The organism is Shewanella sp. 10N.286.52.A9 (genome assembly GCF_041468985.1).
GTDB classification, from domain to species: domain Bacteria; phylum Pseudomonadota; class Gammaproteobacteria; order Enterobacterales; family Shewanellaceae; genus Shewanella; species Shewanella japonica.
The window spans coordinates 18,980-41,682 of record NZ_JBFRJQ010000005.1 but is presented as its reverse complement, the minus strand read 5'-3'; the positions used below and the strand labels follow the sequence as shown (position 1 = coordinate 41,682).

Sequence of the window (22,703 nt, the reverse complement as noted above, 5' to 3'; positions counted from 1 at the left end):
ATTTTTTAACAAAAGGTGTTAAAAGGATATTTGTTTATCAAAAGGATATGTGGCCGCATGCCAATTAGACTACTACTAACATTGATGATTGTATTATTTATGGGGCCGACGTTTGCCTCTGCAAATACAATATATAAGTGTATGAAGGACAACAAAATTGCCTTCAGCCAAACGGTCTGTCCGAAAGAATTTCGTCAGCATAAAATTGAATATGAATTAGGTATCACAACCGAAGTCGATTCTGACAAAATCGTATTAAAAGAAGATCCGTTAAAAGCACTATTGAAAAAAGAAACCATCTCAAAAGAGAAACTGATCCAGTTGCTCGATAGTGAGGTGTATCGCCTTAAACAAGAAAATAGCTATTTTGAAATTTTACGTGCAAGCGAAATACAAAAGCTAGATAGAAATCGTTACTGGCATAAAAAAGAAAAAGATGATCCAGATTATGTGGAAGATTTAGGTGAAATTAATCATCGCTTTGATGAGTTAATGAAAAATAACCGTCATGTCATCATCGTGCTCATCGAACACAAAAACAAAATTCTTGCTGAAAGCGCCAATGATGGCGCTCTAGCCAAAGAAGAAGGCTAACGAACTCTTAGACCGTTAGCCTTTACTTTTCTCACATTTAAGCATTGTCATCTTGAAAACTTAATCAGGTTTAAAGACCCCTATCACATCACCTGTGGCCTTTTTGGCAACTTTCGCCTCAGTTTGTTGCTCACGATAATCACAATCTGTGCATTCTACAGTTTCAATCCCATTTTCTTTAAATAACTGAATGCTATCTTGCGCATGACATTTAGGGCATTTAGCCCCAGCTACAAAGCGTTTCTTAATTTTTGTCATAATTTTATTATTTTTCATCTACACATTTATCAATTCAATATCATTATTTTGCCATAGTTGTACTAATCCAGTCTCGCTCTGGTATTAAAAAACTATCAATTACGCTATTATCCCTGCACTTTTTGTCTTATCACCAATCAAGTTGCTATTCATGATTAACATCAGTCAAGCCCAGCTCATCCGTGGAACAAAAACCTTACTCGATGACGCCGATCTCACCGTTTACCCTGGTCATAAAGTTGGCCTAGTAGGCGCAAACGGAACCGGTAAGTCTTCATTGTTGGCCTTGATTTTAGGTAACTTACAACTCGATAAAGGTGATTTTAGCCTTCCAGCAGGCTGGCAAATTGCGACTGTAGCGCAAGAAACGCCTGCATTAGAAGTCTCAGCATTAGAATACGTGCTTGATGGTGACGTTGAGTTTAGACAACTTGAGGCTCAACTCAATCAAGCACAAGAAGATAATGATGGTCATAACATTGCGCTTATCCATGGCAAAATCGACGCCATTGGTGGCTATGCAATCCGATCACGAGCGGGGGCATTATTAGCGGGCTTAGGTTTTAGTGAAACAGAACAAAGTAGCCCAGTAAAAAGTTTCTCAGGTGGCTGGCGTATGCGACTTAACTTAGCACAGGCTTTATTATGTCGCTCTGATCTTTTACTTCTCGATGAACCTACCAACCACTTAGATTTAGATACCATGTATTGGCTTGAAGGTTGGATTAAAGCATATCAAGGCACACTGATCCTTATCAGTCATGACCGTGACTTTATTGATGGTATTGTGGATGAAATTGTTCACGTTGAGCATGCAAAGCTTAACTATTACAAAGGTAATTACAGTGCCTTTGAACGTATTCGTGCTGAACGCTTGTCACAGCAACAAGCCGCATTTGAACGTCAACAAAAAGAACGTGCCCACATGCAATCTTTTGTTGATCGTTTCAGGTATAAAGCCAGCAAAGCCAAACAAGCTCAAAGCCGCTTAAAAGCCTTAGAAAAAATGGCTAACCTGTTGCCTTCTCAAGTTGACAGCCAATTTCATATGGCGTTTCGTGAGCCAGACGCCCTGCCAAATCCGCTAGTGACCATGGAAAATGTTTCTATTGGTTACGGTGATAAAACAATTCTAAGTGAAGTAAAGCTCAACCTTGTGCCTGGGGCTCGTATTGGCCTACTTGGGCGCAATGGTGCAGGTAAGTCGACCTTAATTAAGCTGCTTACTGGAGAATTAGCGCCGAAAACAGGTAAATATCAGCCTAACCCAGGGCTAAATATTGGTTACTTTGCTCAGCATCAAATCGAATTTTTAAGTTTGGATGATAGCCCATTGCAACATATGGTGCGATTAGCGCCAAATGCCAAAGAGCTTGAATTACGCAACTTCTTAGGTGGATTTGGCTTTAATGGTGATATGGCTTTGTCTGCTGTCGGACCATTTTCAGGTGGTGAAAAAGCCCGCCTGGTATTAGCGCTATTAGTTTGGCAAAAACCAAACGTTTTGCTATTAGATGAACCCACCAACCACCTTGATTTAGAAATGCGCCATGCGCTGACAATGGCCTTGCAAACTTTTGAAGGTGCCATGGTCATCGTGTCACATGATCGACATCTTTTACGGTTAAGCTGTAGCGATTATTACCTTGTAGACCAAGGCGCTGTTAAACCATTCCAAGGCGACTTAGACGACTATCATCAATGGCTACTTGATGCAGCAAAAGCTGCACAACCGGTTTCAGATGATAATAATGTAAAGCCAGCAGTCGATAAAAAGCTGCAAAAAAGGTTAGAAGCAGAGTTGAGACAAAAGGTATCGCCTTTACGTAAGCAACAAATCAAACTTGAAACTCAACAGCAAAAAATAACCAGTCGTTTAAGTGAGCTTGAAACAGAATTGGCAGATGGTTCACTGTATGAAGCTGAAAATAAAGCTAAAATGACGAAAGTGCTCAATGAACGAACAGAACTGACTCAAGCGATGGATGAAAGTGAAATGACTTGGCTAGAGCTACAAGAGCAAATCGAAGTTATTGAACAAGAATTTACGCTTAGCTAATTAAGTTATCAGTATTATTGGGGGGTTAACACTGTCAGCCCCCACTTGAATCACATAACGTCATTCAAGCAATGGAGTACCAATTTACAACAGGGCTAGAGTAAACAGGAACAAGCCCTATTGATGGACGCTAATATTTAAGGAGAAATAGCCAGTGCAACAGTTTAATTCGTTACTTTGGCGTGATTGTGATAACCGTTACGCCACTCATCGTTTAAGCTATATTAGCGTGCAAGACGATTATCAGGTCAATATTAATCTCCTTTTACTCGCTCAATATCTCGACCAACAGCAGCACCCTTTAGCGCTCGCTCAATGGGAAAGCTTAGCTGCAACTATTGAAGATTGGGATACCAAAGTGGTTTCGCCTTATCGTAAATTACGCCGCCTAGCAAAAACCTATTTGCAACCGGGGGAGTATCAACAGATGTTGGATATCGAGCTCATGATGGAGAGAAAAACCCAGCAAATGTTGCTTAAAAAGCTGAATCAGTTTGAAGCAGAAGGTGTTAGCGTGGTTGTTAACAATGACAATGACACCTATAACACGGACAATTATTTGTGTTTATTTGGTATTGATGCTGACTACTTTACCGGTCTGCAATCTGCTTAACATCATTTTGCTGGTTATCGCTTCTCAATAACCAGCAAAATGTTTATTAAAGATATCTAGCCTAAATTCTTAGCTTTACCTTCTTAACGATTAGGTTTTTTGTGTCATAGGTTGATGTTGTGGTAGCTTCAATGAAATCACTGCAGCCAATGCAATAAATCCACTTGAAATCCACAGACACGCTTCTAAACCGTATTGCTGAAACACCCAACCAGACAACAATGTGCCTATCAGTCTACCCATGGCATTTGCCATGTAATAAAAACCAACATCGAGTGACACGCCGTCTTGATCTGCATAGCTGACAATTAAATAGCTATGCATCGACGAATTAACCGCAAACAAGCCGCCAAAAATCAATAAACCACCGATCAATACTGCTTGGCTATGCCAGTCTGACACCAAAGCCAAAGCAATCAATCCAGGAATTACAGCTAATATCCCAGCCCAAACAAATGCGCTTTTACCATCCGGCACCTTGCCTTGCTTTTTACCAGTAAAGTAAGGAGCAAAAGATTGCACAGCGCCATAACCGATAACCCATGTCGCTAAAAACCCTCCTACATACCAATGATCCCAATTAAACTGACTGGCTAAATACACTGGCAAGGCTACGACAAACCAAACATCTCTAGCAGAGAACAAGAATAATCTTGCGGCAGAAAGGTAGTTTATCGTGCTACTTTTAGAAAAAATCTCAGTAAATTTCGGCTTAGCTGTGGCCTTACCCATTTCACTTTTTAAACTAACAACACTGAAGATCCATACCAACAACAATGCCAGCGCCATAATCAAAATAGCAACTTGGAAACCAAATAGACTCAATAATGCACCACCTAAAAAGAATCCGACTCCTTTTAAGGCATTTTTAGAACCAGTTAAAATGGCGACCCACTGATAAAGCTTACTTTCCGCTCCAGCTGGTACGAGTGTTTTAATGGCACTTTTAGCACTCATTTTATTCAGGTCTTTTGCAATACCAGATAGAGCTTGCGCTGCCATCACCCAGACGACAGTTAACCATTCATTAGGAACGAGTAGCATTGATAATGCAATCACTTGCATACCAAGGCCGATATTCATGGTGCGATTTAATCCTACCCTCGCACCTAACCAGCCACCCACTAGGTTAGTCACAACACCAAAAATTTCATAAAACAAAAACAACATCGCAATTTCAATCGGGCTATACCCTAGCCCATGAAAGTGCAGCACCACCAGCATCCGCAAGGCGCCATCAGTTAATGTAAACGCCCAATAGTTGCCGGTCACAATTAAGTATTGTTTTATTTCACTAGGCAAATTTGCCAATTTAGTCATAAAAGACATCGGAATAACCCTGTTTACTCTATCCGCTCCCAAATTGACTAGGAGTTAGCTTTATCTTGTAAACCCACTAAACGCATTAACTCTGCGGTGCGGTTTGCATAGCCCCATTCATTGTCGTACCACACGTATAATTTTACTTGAGTACCATTTACCACCATGGTCGATGGAGCATCAATAACTGCTGAACGAGGATCAGTTTTATAATCAATAGACACAAGTGGTCTTGTTTCATAACCCAGCACCCCCGCTAGAGGGCCTGCTGCAGCCTCACTCAATAATGCGTTAACTTCCGCTTCCGTGGTATTTTGGCTCACTTCAAACACACAATCTGTAATTGAAGCATTGGCTAATGGCACACGAATAGCGTGACCATTTAAGCGCCCTTTTAATTCAGGGAAAATATGAGTGATTGCCGTAGCCGATCCCGTTGTTGTTGGAATAAGGCTCATGCCACACGCTCTTGCACGACGTAAATCTTTATGGGGTGCATCAAGGATTGTTTGGGTGTTTGTAATGTCATGAATCGTTGTCATTGAACCATGCACAATCCCAAGTGATTCATGAATCACTTTAACCACTGGTGCTAAACAGTTTGTAGTACATGATGCAGCGGTAACAATCGGGTGAATAGCTTTATCGTAATCTTGGTGGTTTACGCCCATAACGACATTTAACACACCGTCTTCTTTTACTGGAGCAGTAACCACAACACGTTTTACACCTTGATCTAAATAAGCTTGTAATTTTGCTTTGGTCTTCATCACACCTGATGCTTCAATCACCACATCACATTTAGACCAATCGGTATCTGCAATCGCTTTATTCGCTGTACAAGTGATTTTATGACCATTAACCTCAATAACATTATCATTGGCGATAGCTTCATGTTCCCAGCGACCATGGACAGAATCAAAGTTAACCAGATGCGCTAACGTCGCAGCATTACCAGCAGGATCGTTAATCTGGATAAACTCAACATCTTCCCAATCAAACGCAGCACGAAAAGATAAACGTCCCATACGGCCAAAACCGTTAATTCCTACTTTAATTGTCATAAGTCACCTTCTTAATTCATTCATCGTAATTTGTCGTGTTGGTTTTACAGCCCAGTGTATTCATCATTGCGCTGCATGTGCGTTAAGCAACGTTAGCAGCACATTTCATTAGGTCGATTAGGCATCTCGGCCAATCGTTTTACATCATTGGCAATAAATTCACTATTAGACTCAGCAGTTTGAGCAATCATAGTTTGTATCCATTGCGGTAGTTGAGGATTTACTCGGTAATAAACCCATTTACCTTGGCGTCTATCAACAAGCAGTTCTTCTTTTCGTAGCTGAGCGAGATGGCGAGAAATCTTCGGCTGGCTATCATTTAACGCGGCCATTAACTCACACACACACAGTCCATGATTAACAGAAATAAGGAGTAAACTGCGTAGGCGAGTTTCATCAGCTAGGCATTTAAAAAAGACATTGGGTTGCATAAGCACTCTCTCACCACTTGGCTCATATCCTAGAAATGGATGATAAAAGCCGCACAGTTAAATCAAATAATATGCCGACAATATATATGGATAAACGCATATATGCAATTCCATATACGTACTTTTTTAGCTAGATAAAAATGGTTTGATAACCTACGTTAAAAGCATCGAATTAACTCATTGTTTTGATATAAAAAAACCGACGCAATGGCATCGGTTTTTATTCACATGAAATAGCTCATTTATACACTAGGCGTTGTCGGCTTCAATCGTTCGGCCAATAAAGTAGCATTTCTTGCAACAATGCCATAAATCGATAGCTGAGGGTTTGCGCCTAAGCTAGTTGGGAACATTGAGCCGTCCATAACTGATAAGTTTTCGAAATAATGAGACTGGCCTTCACTGTTAATCATTGAGATGCTTTTATCTTCTCCCATTGCGCAGCCTCCCATGACATGAGCAGATGCCACAATGGTTTTTAATAAACCTATGTCCATAGTCGCAATGGTCTCTTTAGCTTGTTTCCAGCTTAATTGCATCCCTACGCCATCATTTATTGGCAACACTTTTTGTGCGCCCGCAGCAAACTGCAATTCTGCCATAGTCGCAAAAGCACGTCTTGCGGTGTCCCAAAATGGTTTTTCAAGCGGGTAATCTAATGCAAAGCCTGAATCTGTTAACCTAACTTGTCCACCAACACTATCTGCAGAATAGCCATCTCTTACAAGCGCTATCATTACCTGTAAATTATTAAAGTGGGTCATTAACTCTGCATGACTTCGCCCGTAGCCGATAGTTTTAGATGCGATTAACACAGGATGAATCGGCGGCACTTCCAATTTATAGCCCATTTCGCCTGCTGCACCGTCGCGCCATACAAATTCATCAGAATAAATAGACTGAGGCGCACCACTGTGGCCATCAATTTGTTTGTCAAAAATACTTCCCGATAATAAGGTCGGGTGTAGAAAGGTTTTACCCAGTAATTGATGAGGATCTGGAGTCTTTGCCCGCATCAAAATTGTCGGCGTATGTATCGCGCCAGCACTTAAAATATAATGTCTTGCACTAAAGGTGAGCTTACTGCCGCGGTTGGAAGAGTGGGCAGTGAGACTGTCAACTTTATCCGCTTTATGTGCTAAATCAACAACCTTAGCATTTGAAATCAAGGTTGCACCATGAGCTAGCGCACTGGGAATGGTTGTAACCAACATCGACTGCTTTGCATTGACTGGACACCCCATGCCGCAATAACCTGTATTCCAGCAGCCTTTAACATTGCGTTTAATGACAGTGTATTCCCATCCAAGTTTTTCACAGCCCTCTTTTAATGCAGCGTTATTCAAGTTGGGCTGGAATTGCCATTCACTGATATTCAGTCTTGCTTCCATCTTTTCAAACCAAGGCAATAAGCTTTGAGATGAAAGTCCTTTGACAGATTTTTCTTGCTCCCAAAAAGCCAATGCATTTTCAGGAGTTCGAATTGAAGTCGTCCAGTTAACCGTGGTTGAGCCGCCAACACTGCGTCCCTGAAAAATACCAATACCTTTATCAGAGGTTTTCATCGCTGCTGCTTGTTGATATAAGTTGGGGTAAGCAGTGCGCTCTTCCATATCAAAATCTTGTGAAGATTTAAGCGGCCCCGCTTCAATCATGATCACCTTTAAACCGGCTTCGGTAAGAATTTCAGCCGCGGTTCCGCCACCAGCACCAGTACCAACAATCACAACATCAGCTTCAAAATGTTGGTCTTCTGTCAGTAAGTTGGCATCAATATGCTGCCAGCCTTCATTTAGTCCAGTGATGATTGGATCGACAATATTTGCTGCCATTTGATACTCCAGGATCTGTTGTTATTGTTGTTGCAATCAAATAGGTTATGCATCAAGAAAGGTGGGTTTTGCATAATGTAATCGCCCCCAGTGTTCGGGACAGGCGTAGTAGCTCGATACAATCAATTCGCGCAGCCCTATGTAAGCTATCTGCATCATATCTAAAAAGTGGTGGCGCCACTGTTCTAACATATCGTTTAACTCAGCCGGGGTTCTTAACATTAGCGGCGTGATGCTACTGGTTAAAATCAGCAAGCCAAAGCGAGACTCAAGCATTGATAATAACTGAGATAATTCTTGTTGTTGCTCAGTGGGTAGCACGCTAATCGTTTGGTTAATCGCATTAATGGTTCGATTTAAAAATGCCTCACGATAGTTAGCCACTTCTGGCAATGCTCCGTCCATAAATACAGGGATAAGCACACTAAATAGCAAACGGTGTGTGTCGTCAGGGCTATCACTCACTTCTGGTGTATACAAGCTCACGCCTAATGCCAGTGCCGCGGTACCAGTAAATGCTCCAGTTAAAAAGGTTCTTCTTTTCATTATCATCCCTTTATTGACATTGCCTACCTACTGAGTTGTGCACTCGCATTTTCAAAAGCTCTTGGCTTGATTGAAACGCGCCAAATCTGTTGCCTTAAAAGCAACTATGCTAAAGTGAACTCAATCAACATTTAAACACACGTTTGAATATTAACAAACCACTGTATATAAAATAACCCTATGAAAAAGCGTTTTATGCCACCTTGGTGGGCCGTAAGCTCCCATATTCAAACGATTTTACCTGTATTCACCAAAGTGGACAAACCAGAGTTAAAACGTCAAAGACAAGAGTTACCTGATGGCGATTTTATTGATTTAGACTGGTTAGCGACACCGGTTAATGGCAAGCCGATTTTAGTTATTTTGCATGGTTTAGAAGGCAGTAGTGACTCACATTATGTCCGCAGAATGTTGCAAACGGCCAATGATCATCAATTGTGTGCTGTTGTGCATCACCATCGCAGCTGCTCAGGTATGCCAAACCGTTTAGCTAGGAGCTATCACAGCGGTGATACTCAAGATATTCACTTCACACTATCCCAATTAAAACGTCATTACCCTGATTCACCATTATTAGCAGTAGGATACAGTTTGGGTGGAAATGTATTAGCTAAATATCAAGGTGAGCATGGTCATCAAAGCCAATTAGACAAAACAGTTATTGTTTCTGCGCCTTTATGTTTAGCAGCTTGTGCTAAAAAACTAGAAAGTGGATTTTCAACAGTTTACCAGCAACATTTAATCAAGCAGTTACAACAAAAAATGCAGGAAAAACTCACTCAACAACACTTAACGAGTTCCATGCCTGTGACTGCTAATGAGATTGATAAATTAACCACATTTCATTTATTTGATGACAAAGTCACTGCGCCTCTGCATGGCTTTAATGATGTATTTGACTATTATCAACGTGCTAGCGGTAAGCCATTTTTGCAGCATGTTCAAAAGCCCACATTGATTATTCACGCTAAAGACGACCCCTTTATGACTGATGCAGTGATCCCTTCTGAGGATGAATTATCAAAGCATGTAGAATACGAGCTTCATCATCACGGTGGTCACGTCGGTTTTATTTGTGGCGGCACACCCTGGAAACCTAAGTACTATTTAGAATCCAGAATCATCTCTTTTATGACGAGTTAACCCTATGCTAATCCCTTTTGAAGCCTTACAACAGTTACCACCAGATACGCTCAACAACCTTATAAAAGAGTATTTATTCACTCAGGTAGAGGATGGTTCATTTGGTCAATTAGATGATGACCAAATTCAGTTGGCCATTGAAAAATGCAAACAGTCACTGAAACAAGGTGAATTAAAAGTCGAGTACAGCGAGGATGATGAGTCAATCGCTATAAGACATAAAGATCAGATTATTTACCCTACGGCGGACTTTGATTAAACTTCGCCATGCTCAGTATGCCTTTGCAATTTAAACCTTAGATAAATCATAACAGTGGCTCAAAATCTATACATTAGCGACTGCTTAGATATTCATTTTGATTGGTATAATATTGACCTAAAAGGTTTCTGCCCGTATAAATAGAGTCTGTTTTTCTTCGAGTTTAATCATGAAAGTGTTAACGATGAGCAGATCGACAACACGTAAACTGTCTCAGAACTTTAACTAATTTTCACGTTTGATCTAGGTAGGATAAATGTCCACAAAACATCCCATTATTGCTGTTACAGGCTCTTCAGGCGCTGGCACAACCACGACCACGACTGCATTTACCCACATCTTTCGTCAATTGGGCATTAATGCTGCTTTTATTGAAGGTGATAGCTTTCATAATTTCACCCGTGCAGAAATGGAAGTATTGATCCGCAAGTCTCAAGCTGAAAATCGTAATATCAGTTACTTTGGGCCAGAAGCCAATAATTTCGTCAAACTTGAAGAGTGCTTTCAAAGTTATGCTGAAACAGGTCAAGGACAAACACGTAGTTACCTTCACACGTTTGATGAAGCTGTCCCATTCAATCAAATGCCTGGTACATTTACCCAATGGCATCCGTTACCAGAAAACACCGACATGCTTTATTACGAAGGACTACATGGTGGTGTTGTCACAGAGGATGCTGATGTTGCCAAACATGTGGACTTATTGATTGGCATGGTGCCTATCGTCAATCTCGAGTGGATTCAAAAGATCATTCGAGACACCTCTGATCGAGGTCATAGCCGTGAAAAAGTCATGGGGTCTATTGTCCGCAGCATGGACGATTACATTAAACATATGACGCCGCAGTTTTCTCGTACGCATATTAACTTTCAACGGGTACCCACGGTAGACACCTCTAATCCGTTCAGCGCAAAAGATATCCCAAGCTTAGACGAAAGCTTTGTCGTTATTCGTTTTCGCGATATAAATAATGTCGACTTCCCGTATTACCTAAGCATGATTGAAGGGGCATTTATGTCACGAGTGAATACTTTAGTCGTGCCAGGTGGCAAAATGTCATTAGCTATGGAGCTGATTTTAACCCCGTTAATTAAAGACTTAATGAACAAGAAGACAGCCGAGAATGAATAGTACTCTCTGTTTCAATGGTAAAGTCTAATATTGAAATGAGTAAATAAGTTGTTGCTGTTAAGCTTGATTTAAGCCATAGCCCTTATCATTCTGGCTATCGGGATTTCAGGCGAAAGAACGATAGTTGATGTGCTCATGGGTGTTAATTCCCCCATCTTTATCTGTTAGCGCACTTGGGCATATCAGCAAACCCTCTTCATGCTCGACTATACTAAATTTACACGAAACCTAATCTAATGATGCTAATAAGCGTTTAATTTCTTCACGGACATTATCTACCTGCTCTACAATTTGACTGGCTGCTTGTTCATCATCGTGCATTGAATGCCACTGAGTTGACCAAACTTGAGTTAATTCGACAGACTCCTTCGCAACCGCTTGATTGGTTAGGCTACTTAAATCAGCAATAAGTCCAACCTTAACCCAGCCTACACGTGGATTTCCTTGTTCTAGGTTATTGTCATAATGTGCTGCGTATACTAACTGTTGAACTTCAGCAAGTTCTAATAGCATCTCAAAACAAGCCGTTCTGACATTACTATTATTCTCTGTTATTTCCATCCGCCATACATTGTAAGAAAACCCCATAAGCGAAAACAGCACACTGAAAATAACGGTGAGTTGATAAAGCTTCATATTACTTGGCATTCCAACTCCTTAACGATTTCGTGCAGGACAATCAAAACCAGTTTAGATAAAACAAGTGCAGCCTTAATCATAGATAATAATGATTCAAAGCAGAGGAAAATCGCTAAGTACATATTTGGAGTGGCACCTAATTAGCACCAGATACAAAAAAACGACCCTTAGGTCGTTTAATTCATCATGTTCTGAAAGAGAGTTGGAGTGTTGTGCCTATGCCCTCACTGATAATCAATCGCTTTCGAACTCGTGCTGCTTAATTTAATTCATCAGTGGGATAATTTCACGATAGGCTTGTTTTTGACGATATTGCTCTAAACGCATAATAAATTCATCACTTTGGGCCACCGTTGGATTTTTCTCTAATGCTTCAATGGCTTTTTGCTGTGTATCCACAGCAAGTTCAAATTCGCCTAACTCAGCATATGCCGCAGCGAGATTATCTAAGTTAGTGGGATCATCAGAGTTATTTTCAAGTAATTGTAACGACAGCTCCACAGCACGTGAACCGTCTCGGTATTGCTCTTCAGGGCACGTTGCTAAAATCCAAGCCACATTTCCCAGTGCTACAGCATCGCCTACTTGGGTAAATTGCTCTAATGCTCTGCCGCAATTACGCTCAACACCATCGCCACCAGCAGAGTAAATAAAGCCTAGACGAAAATGTGCTCGCGAATCACCTTGCTCTGCAAGGACTTGGTACCACTTTTCAGCAACAGCCAAGTCACGGGGTAATAAGTTTCCTTCAAAGGATAAATCTGCAATCGTCTGTTGTGCTTTAATATGATCTTGTAATGCAGCTTGCTCAACCCAATAAAGGCCTTGGCTGGTATCTTGATCAACAAATCGCCCAGCCAAGCTCATCAGGCCCAGTAAGAACTGCGCATCTGCATTTCCGTCTGCAGCACGTAATTGAATATGTACCAACTTGCTAGCAGCTTGTGATTCAAGCGAAGCAGGTATAGAAAAAGCATGGGCAGGTAATACAGCAGCGCCACTGAACAATAACGAACATGCTAAACCTAGATTGACTAGCTTCTGAGAATATTTCACTTCAACCTCTACGACATCGATTTCACTTTGATAATCGAATTAACAATAACTATCAATTGCGGTTTTTACAACAATGGAAAGTGAATTCTAAGTGCAAAATATTGTAAATGACTCAAACATAGGAACAAAAAACAGGATAACTTTATCAATAAAACAGCTTAGATGACTTGATAAATAATTTAAGCCGCACTAAATTAGATGAACATCGTTAGCTAATGTAGCAAAAATAAATTTTAAATTTAATAAGTTAAATAGTGTACTGGCAGCATTTTTCATAATGTTAAACTCGATCTTCATCAAAGTTTTGTAAACATAAGTCAAGTACAATTACTTTATTAGCTAGTCCTTACTTTCATTTTATCAATCGAGGAAATACACATGGCTCTGATTGGCAAGCCTAAACCTGATCCAACTTTGGAGTGGTTTCTTTCACACTGTCACATCCATAAATACCCAGCGAAAAGCACCTTGATTCACGCAGGTGAAGAATCTGATACGCTTTACTACATCGTGAAAGGTTCAGTCGCAGTATTGATTAAAGATGAAGAAGGAAAAGAAATGATCCTTTCTTACCTTAATCAAGGTGACTTCATTGGTGAATTAGGTTTATTCGAAGAGCAAGCAGAACGTACTGCTTGGGTTCGTGCAAAACAACCTTGTGAAATTGCTGAAATTTCTTACAAGAAATTCAAGCAGTTAATTCAGGTTAACCCTGAGATTCTAATGAAGTTGACCGCTCAAATGGCTTACCGCTTACAAAGCACTAGCCAAAAAGTGGGTGACTTAGCCTTCTTAGACGTTGCAGGACGCATTGCACAGACTTTATTACATCTTGCTAAACAGCCAGATGCAATGACTCACCCAGACGGCATGCAAATCAAGATCACTCGTCAAGAGATTGGTCAGATTGTTGGTTGTTCACGTGAAACTGTTGGCCGTATCTTAAAAATGCTTGAAGAACAAAACCTTATTCAGGCTCACGGTAAAACTATAGTGGTTTACGGAACACGTTAAGTTAAGCTTCAGCTTGATTTAAGGGTGATTAATTAAAGTGATAATTAGTAAATCTAATTATCACTTTTTTTATGGGAGTCTTTCCGATGAGGCAGCTATCTGTGCTACTTATCAGCGTTATTGTAACTACTCTCAGTTCCCTACCCGCTCACGCAATTAAAAATGAGCTTCAACATGACGAAGTTCAGCGCTTGGTCACATCAGGTAGCATTCAATCACTTGATTATTCCCTTACTTTACTTGCACAATACTGTGATGGTGAATTAATTGATGCCAGCCTCTATCAAGAGGATGATAAATGGCGTTATGATTTGCAATTAAAGTTAAAAAAAGGGCATGTCATCCATTTATTTCTCGATGCAACAAATGGGATGCCAGAGTCAATGGACCAACTACCAAGTGAATGCCAAATAAATGAAACTGCTACTCGTTGAAGATAATACCCTTTTAGTTGCTGAGCTTGAAAAACAACTAAAACAAGCTGGCTATGTCACCGATGTTACCGACAAAGCTGTTGAAGCTGATTACCTAATAAAAGAAACACAATACGACTGTGTCATTTTAGACATTGGCTTACCCGATGGTAATGGCCTAACGCTAGTGGAATCTTGGCGAGAAAAAGGCATCGACACACCAGTAATAATGCTGACAGCACGTAGTCAGTGGCATGAGAAAGTAGAAGGCTTCAATGCAGGTGCTGACGATTACCTCGCAAAACCTTTCCATGCGCAAGAGCTATTAGCACGTGTGCAAGCACTTATCCATCGTGCCCATGGCCGACTCAATACCGCGTCAAAACAATTAAGCTATGGCGGCATTACACTTGATGAAGCTGAGCAAAGAGTCCACATCGGTGAAAATCATTATGAGCTAACGGCAATGGAATTTAGACTATTAAAAATATTCCTGATGTCGCCTAAAAAGTTGTTGTCCAAAGCCCAACTGACCGACAAACTTTACCAGTTTGATGATGAAAAAGAGTCTAATGTGGTCGAAGTTTACGTGACCCATTTACGCAAAAAACTCGGTAAAACAGCTATTGAAACTCGTCGTGGCCAAGGATATATCTTTCACGGCATCGTAGAATGATTTCAATCCGCAGTAAGCTAAGTCTTTGGCTTAGCGGACTCATTATTATTGCAACAGTTATTGGGCTCATTTTGTTTGAGTCCATGCTGCGACAAGCTTTTCACGACTCCATCATCAATCGTCTTGAAGAAGATTTAGAGCACATCATTCTAGCCAGTCACATCAACTCTGGCGAAATCATCATAGATCAGAATGAATTATCCAGCTTTTACAAACCCGCATACTCAGGTCGCTACTTTCAATTCAACTCTGACAACCAAGTGATCCGCTCACGCTCTTTGTGGGATGTTCAGCTTGATATTGAACTGTTAGCGCAAAATCAAACCCGGGTGTGGCAAGCCAAAGGCCCCAAAAATAATGACATGCAGTTATTATCTATAGGCATTGGCTCAACTAGCGGTGATAAAGTGGCCACGTTAACTGTGGCACAAGATTTAAGTATTGGTAGACGGGTCTTCAGTGAAGTATTTGGCACTAAATTGGCCATCAATATCGCTATGTTATTAGCGATGATTTTTGGTATTTTTATTATCTTACGCCAATCATTTAAGCCGGTTAAATATATCCAAGATTCCTTAGCTAAATTACGCCAAGGTGAAATTAATGCACTTGAGCTTAATCAAATACCCGTTGAAATTAAGCCGCTCGCTGAAACTTACAATGAACTGCTTGATTACACTGCCAATCAAATTGAACGTAGCCGAAATAACCTCGGTAATTTGAGTCATGGATTAAAAACCCCATTAGCCGTGATGCAACAACAGGTAGAAGTGCTTGGTCTGTCTAACCCTGAAGCAGCCGAAGCGATGCAGCAGCAGTTAGACCAAATCCGCAATATGATTGAGCGAAAGCTCACTGCAGCCAGAATTACTGGTGATATGTTGCCAGCGGCTCAGATGGTCATTCCGCGAGACTTTGAAGCGTTAACTTCAACGTTAGATAAGGTTCATCATCAAAAGAGTATTACCTGCGACATTCAGGTTGAAGCAGATATCGCTCGACTGCCTATCCATCGAGAAGATGGAATGGAATTATTTGGTAACTTACTCGATAACGCCTATAAATGGGCAGAATCAAATATTAGTTTAACAATAAAATCGATTAATCAAGTGCTCACGCTATACATCGAAGATGATGGTCCGGGTGTCAATGATAGCCAATTAACCCAGCTAACTAACAGAGGGAAACGGTTAGATGAGGGCGTAATGGGTCATGGGCTTGGCCTGTCTATCGTAAAAGAGATTATAGAGCAGTATGGTTACTCTTTATCATTTAGTCGCTCAGCGCGCTTTGGCGGCCTTTGTGTCACGATTGTGTTTGATAACCCCAAAGTCAAAACGCTAAGTTAACCTTATTGTATTAGCCGAATCGCTTTTCTAGCCCTTTCAATACAAAGTTAAATTACAAAAAAGCCCTGATAGTGCACTACCAGGGCTTTTTATTACACGTGTTGGTATGTCGATGACTTACCCAGCAGCGTTAGTGCTTTCAAATATCTTATCTGCAGATGCCGCCACAAAGCCTGTATATAAGTTGCCATCTGCCATTGGGTAACGGCGTGCAAACTCATAAAAACAGGTTGGAATTTCAAGTTCACCATCAGCAAAGTCAACCACCATGCGGTCAGCCATTGTTGAAGATTGCTCAAGTAACACTTCTGGCGAGCCTTTCACTTCGCCACCCGATGTATTTAATGTAAAGCCAGCACCTTTAAGCGCTTCATTAACGGCTTCAATTTTTTCAAACTCAGGTAATGCGTTAATTGACACAGTGAAATGGTTTGCACGGTAGCCAATCGCAGCCACCCAAGCAGCATACTCACTTTCTGCTAGTAAGGTGTTATAGCTGGCCAAATCGACTTGCCAATGACGGCCTGAATATAAGAAGTTATCTGCTTTAGTATCTGCAACATCAACTTGATCAATTAAACCATGAATAATAGTTTGTGCAGCTTCGCTAAACTCTTCAACTAATAGTTCAGAGATAAACACTTTTGGCTGATTAGGATCTGGATGTTCAAAGTGCTTAGCAACTAATTTTTTCTGCTCAAAATTATAGTCACCACAAGCTACATAACCAATTGACTCAAAATGTGCAGCCAGTACAGACAAATTAACTTTAGCAATGTTAAACGTGCGCAGCGCAATATGATCATTAATGATCGGCTCACCCTTGCTTAGCAATTGGTGAATGCTGTCTGCTGATGGGGTCATGTTAATGTAATCTTGCCAAAGAGCAGCAAATAATGCATTTACGTCAGTGTGCATAAAAAAATCCTTCTTTAAAAAAGGCAATGACCGAAAGTCATTGCCTTAAGTCAGCGTCACCCAATACTAGATTGATAGTCCTGGACTTAAATTAGCAGGTAAACTCACACTGTCAGCTTCAACAGAAGCAACAGGATAAGCACAATAGTCAGCAGCATAAAATGCGCTTGCTCTATGGTTACCAGAAGCACCTACGCCACCGAATGGAGCCGATCCTGATGCACCTGTAATTTGCTTGTTCCAGTTAACAATACCGGCACGAATACGTGCTAAGAAGTAGTCATAATCTTCACGGCTGTCAGCCAAAATACCTGCAGACAGGCCATAACGTGTGTTATTCGCCATATCAATCGCTTGGTCAAAATCTTGGTATCTTACAAGCTGTAACAGTGGGCCAAAATATTCTTCATCAGGCAGTTCGGCAATGGCAGTAACATCAATCAGACCAGGTGTAACAAGACCAGTACCAGATTCAACATGTGTTAATTCAATTAAAGACTGACCACCTAAGGCTTGTAGTTCCGCTTGGGCTGCAACCATACCTTTTGCTGCGCCTTCTGAAATCATTGAGCCCATAAATGGTTGTGGTTGAGCATTCCAGCTACCCACTTTAATTTGCTTAATGGCGCTAATTAGCTGCTCAATCAATGCATCACCCGCTGCACCTTCTTGCACGTATAAACGACGGGCACAGGTACAACGCTGACCTGATGAGATATAAGCAGATTGAATAATATCGTGCACGGCTGCTTTAGTGTCATTCACATCCTTGATAATGAGTGGGTTATTCCCCCCCATTTCAAGAGCAAGAATTTTACCTGGATGACCTGCATATTGCTGATGCAATAAATGGCCAGTACGAGAACTACCTGTAAAGAATAAACCATCAATTTGAGGGTGCGATGCTAATGCTTTACCTGTTTCAAGCTCACCTTGAACAAGATTAATCACACCTTGTGGTAAACCTGCTTTTTCCCATAATTTAAGCATTTCTTCAGCCACTTTTGGCGTTAACTCTGAAGGCTTAAATACCACGGTATTACCTGCAAGCAATGCAGGAACGATATGACCATTAGGTAAATGGCCTGGGAAGTTATAAGGACCAAATACAGCAACAACTCCATGTGGCTTATGACGAAGAACAGCACGCCCTGCCGGAATATCATTGGTTTCTGTACCTGTACGCTTATCATGGGCTGCAGCAGACAAACCAATTTTACCAATCATTGCACCGACTTCAGTTGCTGTTTCCCACTGCGGCTTACCTGTCTCTTGAGCAATCACTTCAGCCAATTCAGCTTTGTGCGCTTCAAGTTCACTTCGATACGCTTCAACAATCGCTAAGCGAGCATCATAACCTAACATGAACCAATCAAACTGTGCGGCTCTTGCAGCATCGATTGCTGTATTAACTTGGGCCGCTGTCGCTGTTTTACCGCTCCAAATCACCTCGCCATTTGCAGGGTTTACAGAAGTCACATCATGGCCTTCACCATGAGACCATTGGCCTTTAATAAATTGTGTCATTTGTTTGTGTCCTAAAGTTCTAGTACGCGAATATTATCGCCTGCTGCCACTTTTAATGCTTCTGCCAACTCAGGGCTAAGCGTGACATTGTCATGTTTATCAGAGACTAAGACTCGTGCAGAAGTCGCACGATAATCCGCTAATAATGTATTAGCGACGATGTATTGATGATCTGCATGTGGCATTTTGCCAATTTTGACGGTCAGCTCACGGCTTTGTTGAACAGAGCGGATATCAGATAAAGCACATTCAACTGTCGGGCCGCCATCAAAAATATCGACGTAATTTCTAAATTTAAACCCTTCAGCCTGCAGTAGTTTGAGTGCGGGCTTAGTATTACGATGAACTTCACCAATCACTTTTTGCGCTTTTTTAGGTAATAAGCACACATGAATTGGGCTTCTTGGCATCATTTCAGCCATAAAGGCTTTTTTGCCCAAACCTGATAAATAATCAGCTTCAACAAAGTCGATACCTAAGAAATGGTCTTGCAACCACTCATAAAAAGGTGAGTCGCCTTTCTCATCACTTACACCACGCATCTCAGCAATCACTGTGCTACCAAAACGTTGCTCATGTTGAGCAAGGAATAAAAAGCGCGAACGAGATAGCATACGACCGTTATAACCACGACGGTAAGCTTTATTGAGAAATAACGTACATAACTCTGCTGCGCCTGTGTAGTCATGGCATAAGGTGAGTGTTTCAACTTCATTACGCACTGATATTTGCTTTGAATGGTACACTTCAGTACCTAAGCGGTAATGATAAAACGCATCTTCCATTCCAACGGCAGCTTCAATACCACAGGTACCGACAACTTCATTGGTTTTAAGATCTTCAAGCACCATCAAATAACCTTCATCAAAAGGCTTTTCAACTTGCTTGGCAAAAGAGGCTTCTGCACGAGCGATTTTCGATCTTAATAGCTCTTCGTTCACAGGTAGGGAGGTAAACCCGTGGCCTGATTCAACAGCTACTTTGTATAGAGCATCGTAATCACTGGCGCGAATTGGTCGAATGATTAGCATCAAACTCTCCTTGAAATAACCAAATAAAAAATGACATGAGCAACACTCACTTCATTTCATTGGCAATCCAAACTAAAAAGCGCAGCTTAACGCTGCGCCAATAGATAGATTAACCTGCTACTACTTTAGCTACTGCACGTTCAAAACGCGCTAAGCCTTCAGCAATATCAGCTTCAGGGATAACAAGAGACGGCGCAAAACGCACTACGTTAGCACCTGCAATCAGGCTCATTAGACCTTCAGCAACAGACGCAACAAGGAAATCACGACTGCGACCAGCATACTCTTCGTTTAACACGGCTCCAAGTAACATACCTTGGCCACGAACTTCAGAGAATACGTTATATTTAGCGTTAATTGCTGCTAAACCGTCACGGAACAATTGCTCACGGTGCTTAACGCCATTTAATACTTCAGGTGTGTTAACCACGTCCATGACAGCATTACCGATAGCACACGCTAAAGGGTTACCGCCGTATGTTGAACCATGAGTACCAATTTTAAGATGTGCTGCAATTTTTGCAGTGGTTAGCATTGCTGCAATTGGGAAACCACCACCTAATGCTTTAGCACTGGTTAAAATGTCAGGTACGATATCAGTCCCCATGTAAGCAAATAACTCACCTGTACGACCTACACCAGTTTGTACTTCATCGAAAATAACTAAAGCATCATGCTTATCAGCTAGAGCACGAACTGCTTTTAAGAATTCTGGGTCACCATTGATGATCCCGCCCTCGCCTTGTAATGGCTCAAGCATAATGGCACATGTGTTATCTGAGATAACCGCTTCTAATGCGGCGATGTCATTAAATGGTACGTGCGTAACGCTTTGTGGCTTAGGGCCAAAGCCATCAGAGTAAGCTGCTTGCCCACCCACGGTCACAGTGAAGAAAGTACGGCCATGGAAAGCTTTATCAAATGCAATGATTTGATCTTTTTGTGGACCGTGATTTTCAAGTGCGTAACGACGAGCCAATTTTAGGGCTGCTTCGTTTGCTTCTGCACCAGAGTTAGCAAAATAAACACGTTCTGCGAATGTTGCATTGACAAGCTTAGTCGCTAGTTCAAGTGCAGGCTCATTCGTCATTACGTTAGATAGGTGCCACAGTTTTTCACCTTGTTCTTTGAGGGCGCCAACCAATGCTGGGTGACAATGACCTAAACAGTTCACTGCAATACCACCAGCAAAATCAATAAACTCATTACCTTCTTGGTCCCAAACTCGGCTACCTTCACCGCGAACTGGGATTACAGCTGCAGGCGCATAATTAGGCACCATAACTTGATCAAATTGGGCACGTGTTAAGTTCATTTCAACGCTCATTGCTTTTCGTTCCTTTAGGTTTATAAGTGACTAAACATCACTCTAGTCCGCTATCTATATTGGTTTTGGTTTAGTGTTGTAGCGGTTGCTTGTATTACTTGAAGGACATTATTAGCTAAAATGTGATCAAAATACCAGTTTTTAGCTGTTAACTATTCATTACCGAAATGATTAATGCATAAAGAATGACAAAAAGGCGCATACAAAGTGTTTATACTGCTTAATTTGAGCATAAATAGTCATAAAAAAAGTTATTTGAATGAAAATTACTTAGCTATTCACCATAAATGAATAAATACACAGGCGAATAGCAAGTCTTTATACGAAATAAGGCCGATTAAACAAGATCCAGTTTGCGGTAGTTTTGCGCTTTCAGTCTGATGAGTTCTTGCTCGGTAAACTCATAATAATCGAACATAATACGCTTTTCTTGAGGATCAATTAGGCGAGACTCCTCCAATAAAAGCACTTTGGCATAACAGCTGGCCTTTGCAACAATTGCGCTCTCTGCCGAGAACTCACTAAAGTGGTAATTAAAATCGAGCTCTTTAAGTAGTTTTGTTAATTTACTATTTTCAAACTCTAATAAATCCAGTATTTGCCAATTAAGCTGCTCACCATATGACATCACTTTCTCAAATACATCCATTGACGGGAATTCAGAGGCCATTACAGCATCATAAAGCGTCTTATCGCCTTTAGCACTGGTTTCCCTAAGCCAAGTTCCCCATGTCGTCTCAAATTGTCTCGCGGCGGAGTTAAGAATCGTCGCACTACCGAGCTGCTTCATCAAAGAAGCACTGTAAACCAATGCTACATTTTTTCCATGTAGCACAGCTAAAGCCTTAGCAGCAATCGCACTCATCATGCTGTAGCGCCATAATTTCCGCGTAATCCAAATAAGATTAGCATTGCCACTTGGTAACCAATTGCGCAGGCAAAAGTATGGGATCACAGCTTGTAGGTTTTCAATGCCAATGTAGTTCAATACCAATTTTATATCAGTGACTTTAACTTCAGAGCGTTGTGGTCGTCTGTGGCTTGAGGCTGGACTATTAATTAAGTTAACTAAGTCAGTATATAGCCAAGATATATTCTCCACGAGTGGACGTATGCGGCGTAAATCAGGGTCTTTATTCAGCAATAAGTCCAATAACAACACTTGAGACTCTTCAATGCCTGATTGTTCAAGCATTTGTTGTGGTGAGTTAATCTGATGCTCAAGCGAATTATTGACAGTTTTAGACAATTGTTGGGAAATCCGTGCCAGTATCTGCTGAGCTTTAGCTTGTTCTTCCATGCGGGCTTTAATGGCTTGGCGCTCAACTTCCAACTTATTAGCATCATCTTCTAATTGTTTATCACGATCATCAAACTGCTGGGTTAGTTTTTCTTTCCCAACGATCAGTTGTTTATATAATCGACGTTCCACTTCAATTACTTTACCGGGCCTTACTCCGCCCGCTACCGACACTGCCACTGTGCTTAAACCTTCTGATTTT

At 41.1% G+C, this 22,703-nt stretch carries 23 protein-coding genes; 10 read left to right on the top strand and 13 right to left on the bottom strand.

Annotated features, from left to right (window positions below; translation table 11 throughout):
* The first annotated feature begins 57 nt into the window (after positions 1-57).
* Positions 58-594, top strand: coding sequence for a hypothetical protein (locus tag AB4128_RS04290; protein ID WP_055024928.1), 537 nt, complete (start codon positions 58-60; stop codon positions 592-594).
* Positions 595-654: 60 nt separating this feature from the next.
* Here the strand turns inward: AB4128_RS04290 and AB4128_RS04285 are convergent, their stop codons facing one another.
* Entirely contained in the window at positions 655-870 is a 216-nt protein-coding gene (locus AB4128_RS04285) for a YheV family putative zinc ribbon protein (protein ID WP_372037005.1), read from the bottom strand.
* 133 nt (positions 871-1,003) lie between these two features.
* Here AB4128_RS04285 and AB4128_RS04280 point away from each other — a divergent pair, with 133 nt between their 5' ends.
* Both AB4128_RS04280 and AB4128_RS04275 read left to right on the top strand, forming a co-directional pair.
* Positions 1,004-2,911, top strand: a complete 1,908-nt coding sequence (locus AB4128_RS04280; RefSeq protein ID WP_372037003.1) for an ABC transporter ATP-binding protein — start codon at positions 1,004-1,006, stop codon at positions 2,909-2,911.
* 154 nt (positions 2,912-3,065) lie between these two features.
* Entirely contained in the window at positions 3,066-3,524 is a 459-nt protein-coding gene (locus AB4128_RS04275; RefSeq protein WP_055024931.1) for a DUF2390 domain-containing protein, read from the top strand.
* 90 nt (positions 3,525-3,614) lie between these two features.
* On the opposite strand, the gene arsJ is transcribed toward AB4128_RS04275, so the two are convergent.
* From arsJ to AB4128_RS04250, 5 genes are all read right to left on the bottom strand, one after another.
* Complete coding sequence (gene arsJ / locus AB4128_RS04270) at positions 3,615-4,844, bottom strand: organoarsenical effux MFS transporter ArsJ (RefSeq protein WP_372037173.1); 1,230 nt, start codon at positions 4,842-4,844, stop codon at positions 3,615-3,617.
* A gap of 47 nt (positions 4,845-4,891) precedes the next feature.
* Positions 4,892-5,908 (bottom strand): ArsJ-associated glyceraldehyde-3-phosphate dehydrogenase, encoded by a 1,017-nt coding sequence (locus AB4128_RS04265; RefSeq protein ID WP_372037002.1) that lies wholly within the window; start codon positions 5,906-5,908, stop codon positions 4,892-4,894.
* A gap of 92 nt (positions 5,909-6,000) precedes the next feature.
* Positions 6,001-6,339 (bottom strand): metalloregulator ArsR/SmtB family transcription factor, encoded by a 339-nt coding sequence (locus AB4128_RS04260; protein ID WP_372037000.1) that lies wholly within the window; start codon positions 6,337-6,339, stop codon positions 6,001-6,003.
* Positions 6,340-6,581: 242 nt separating this feature from the next.
* Entirely contained in the window at positions 6,582-8,171 is a 1,590-nt protein-coding gene (locus AB4128_RS04255; RefSeq protein ID WP_372036998.1) for a GMC family oxidoreductase N-terminal domain-containing protein, read from the bottom strand.
* A gap of 45 nt (positions 8,172-8,216) precedes the next feature.
* The gene (locus AB4128_RS04250; protein ID WP_372036997.1) at positions 8,217-8,717 is read right to left on the bottom strand and encodes a TAT leader-containing periplasmic protein; all 501 of its coding nucleotides are present in this window, start codon (positions 8,715-8,717) and stop codon (positions 8,217-8,219) included.
* A 180-nt stretch (positions 8,718-8,897) separates the two neighbouring features.
* Here AB4128_RS04250 and AB4128_RS04245 point away from each other — a divergent pair, with 180 nt between their 5' ends.
* The 3 genes from AB4128_RS04245 (at position 8,898) to AB4128_RS04235 (ending at position 11,251) form a co-directional block, all read left to right on the top strand.
* The gene (locus AB4128_RS04245) at positions 8,898-9,860 is read left to right on the top strand and encodes a hydrolase (protein ID WP_372036996.1); all 963 of its coding nucleotides are present in this window, start codon (positions 8,898-8,900) and stop codon (positions 9,858-9,860) included.
* 4 nt (positions 9,861-9,864) lie between these two features.
* On the top strand, positions 9,865-10,119 hold the full coding sequence (locus AB4128_RS04240) for a YheU family protein (protein WP_055024938.1): 255 nt from the start codon (positions 9,865-9,867) through the stop codon (positions 10,117-10,119).
* A 256-nt stretch (positions 10,120-10,375) separates the two neighbouring features.
* Positions 10,376-11,251 carry a phosphoribulokinase gene (locus AB4128_RS04235; RefSeq protein WP_055024939.1) on the top strand — a complete coding sequence of 292 codons (876 nt, stop codon included), beginning with the start codon at positions 10,376-10,378 and terminating at the stop codon, positions 11,249-11,251.
* Positions 11,252-11,479: 228 nt separating this feature from the next.
* On the opposite strand, the gene AB4128_RS04230 is transcribed toward AB4128_RS04235, so the two are convergent.
* Entirely contained in the window at positions 11,480-11,899 is a 420-nt protein-coding gene (locus AB4128_RS04230) for a hypothetical protein (protein ID WP_055024940.1), read from the bottom strand.
* Between the two features lie 255 nt (positions 11,900-12,154).
* Entirely contained in the window at positions 12,155-12,946 is a 792-nt protein-coding gene (locus tag AB4128_RS04225) for a tetratricopeptide repeat protein (RefSeq protein ID WP_080916792.1), read from the bottom strand.
* A 378-nt stretch (positions 12,947-13,324) separates the two neighbouring features.
* Between AB4128_RS04225 and crp the strand changes: the two genes are divergently transcribed.
* From crp to AB4128_RS04205, 4 genes are all read left to right on the top strand, one after another.
* Positions 13,325-13,960 carry a cAMP-activated global transcriptional regulator CRP gene (gene crp, locus AB4128_RS04220; protein ID WP_055024942.1) on the top strand — a complete coding sequence of 212 codons (636 nt, stop codon included), beginning with the start codon at positions 13,325-13,327 and terminating at the stop codon, positions 13,958-13,960.
* An 86-nt stretch (positions 13,961-14,046) separates the two neighbouring features.
* A complete protein-coding gene (locus AB4128_RS04215; protein ID WP_055024943.1) occupies positions 14,047-14,394 on the top strand; it encodes a PepSY domain-containing protein in 348 nt (115 codons plus the stop codon).
* A complete protein-coding gene (locus tag AB4128_RS04210; protein ID WP_055024944.1) occupies positions 14,375-15,049 on the top strand; it encodes a response regulator transcription factor in 675 nt (224 codons plus the stop codon). Before AB4128_RS04215 ends, AB4128_RS04210 begins: the two co-directional genes overlap by 20 nt.
* Positions 15,046-16,398 (top strand): ATP-binding protein, encoded by a 1,353-nt coding sequence (locus tag AB4128_RS04205; protein WP_372036992.1) that lies wholly within the window; start codon positions 15,046-15,048, stop codon positions 16,396-16,398. Before AB4128_RS04210 ends, AB4128_RS04205 begins: the two co-directional genes overlap by 4 nt.
* 117 nt (positions 16,399-16,515) lie before the next feature.
* Here the strand turns inward: AB4128_RS04205 and AB4128_RS04200 are convergent, their stop codons facing one another.
* The 5 genes from AB4128_RS04200 to AB4128_RS04180 all read right to left on the bottom strand — a co-directional run bounded on the left by AB4128_RS04200 (position 16,516) and on the right by AB4128_RS04180 (position 22,681).
* Complete coding sequence (locus AB4128_RS04200) at positions 16,516-17,316, bottom strand: DUF1338 domain-containing protein (protein ID WP_372036990.1); 801 nt, start codon at positions 17,314-17,316, stop codon at positions 16,516-16,518.
* Positions 17,317-17,382: 66 nt separating this feature from the next.
* A complete protein-coding gene (gene astD, locus AB4128_RS04195) occupies positions 17,383-18,843 on the bottom strand; it encodes a succinylglutamate-semialdehyde dehydrogenase (RefSeq protein ID WP_080916796.1) in 1,461 nt (486 codons plus the stop codon).
* Positions 18,844-18,854: 11 nt separating this feature from the next.
* Positions 18,855-19,874, bottom strand: a complete 1,020-nt coding sequence (gene astA, locus AB4128_RS04190) for an arginine N-succinyltransferase (protein ID WP_055024948.1) — start codon at positions 19,872-19,874, stop codon at positions 18,855-18,857.
* Between the two features lie 109 nt (positions 19,875-19,983).
* Positions 19,984-21,201: an aspartate aminotransferase family protein gene (locus AB4128_RS04185; protein WP_055024949.1), complete on the bottom strand. Its 1,218-nt coding sequence runs from the start codon at positions 21,199-21,201 to the stop codon at positions 19,984-19,986.
* A gap of 337 nt (positions 21,202-21,538) precedes the next feature.
* The gene (locus AB4128_RS04180; RefSeq protein WP_055024950.1) at positions 21,539-22,681 is read right to left on the bottom strand and encodes an HDOD domain-containing protein; all 1,143 of its coding nucleotides are present in this window, start codon (positions 22,679-22,681) and stop codon (positions 21,539-21,541) included.
* Positions 22,682-22,703: the final 22 nt, after the last annotated feature.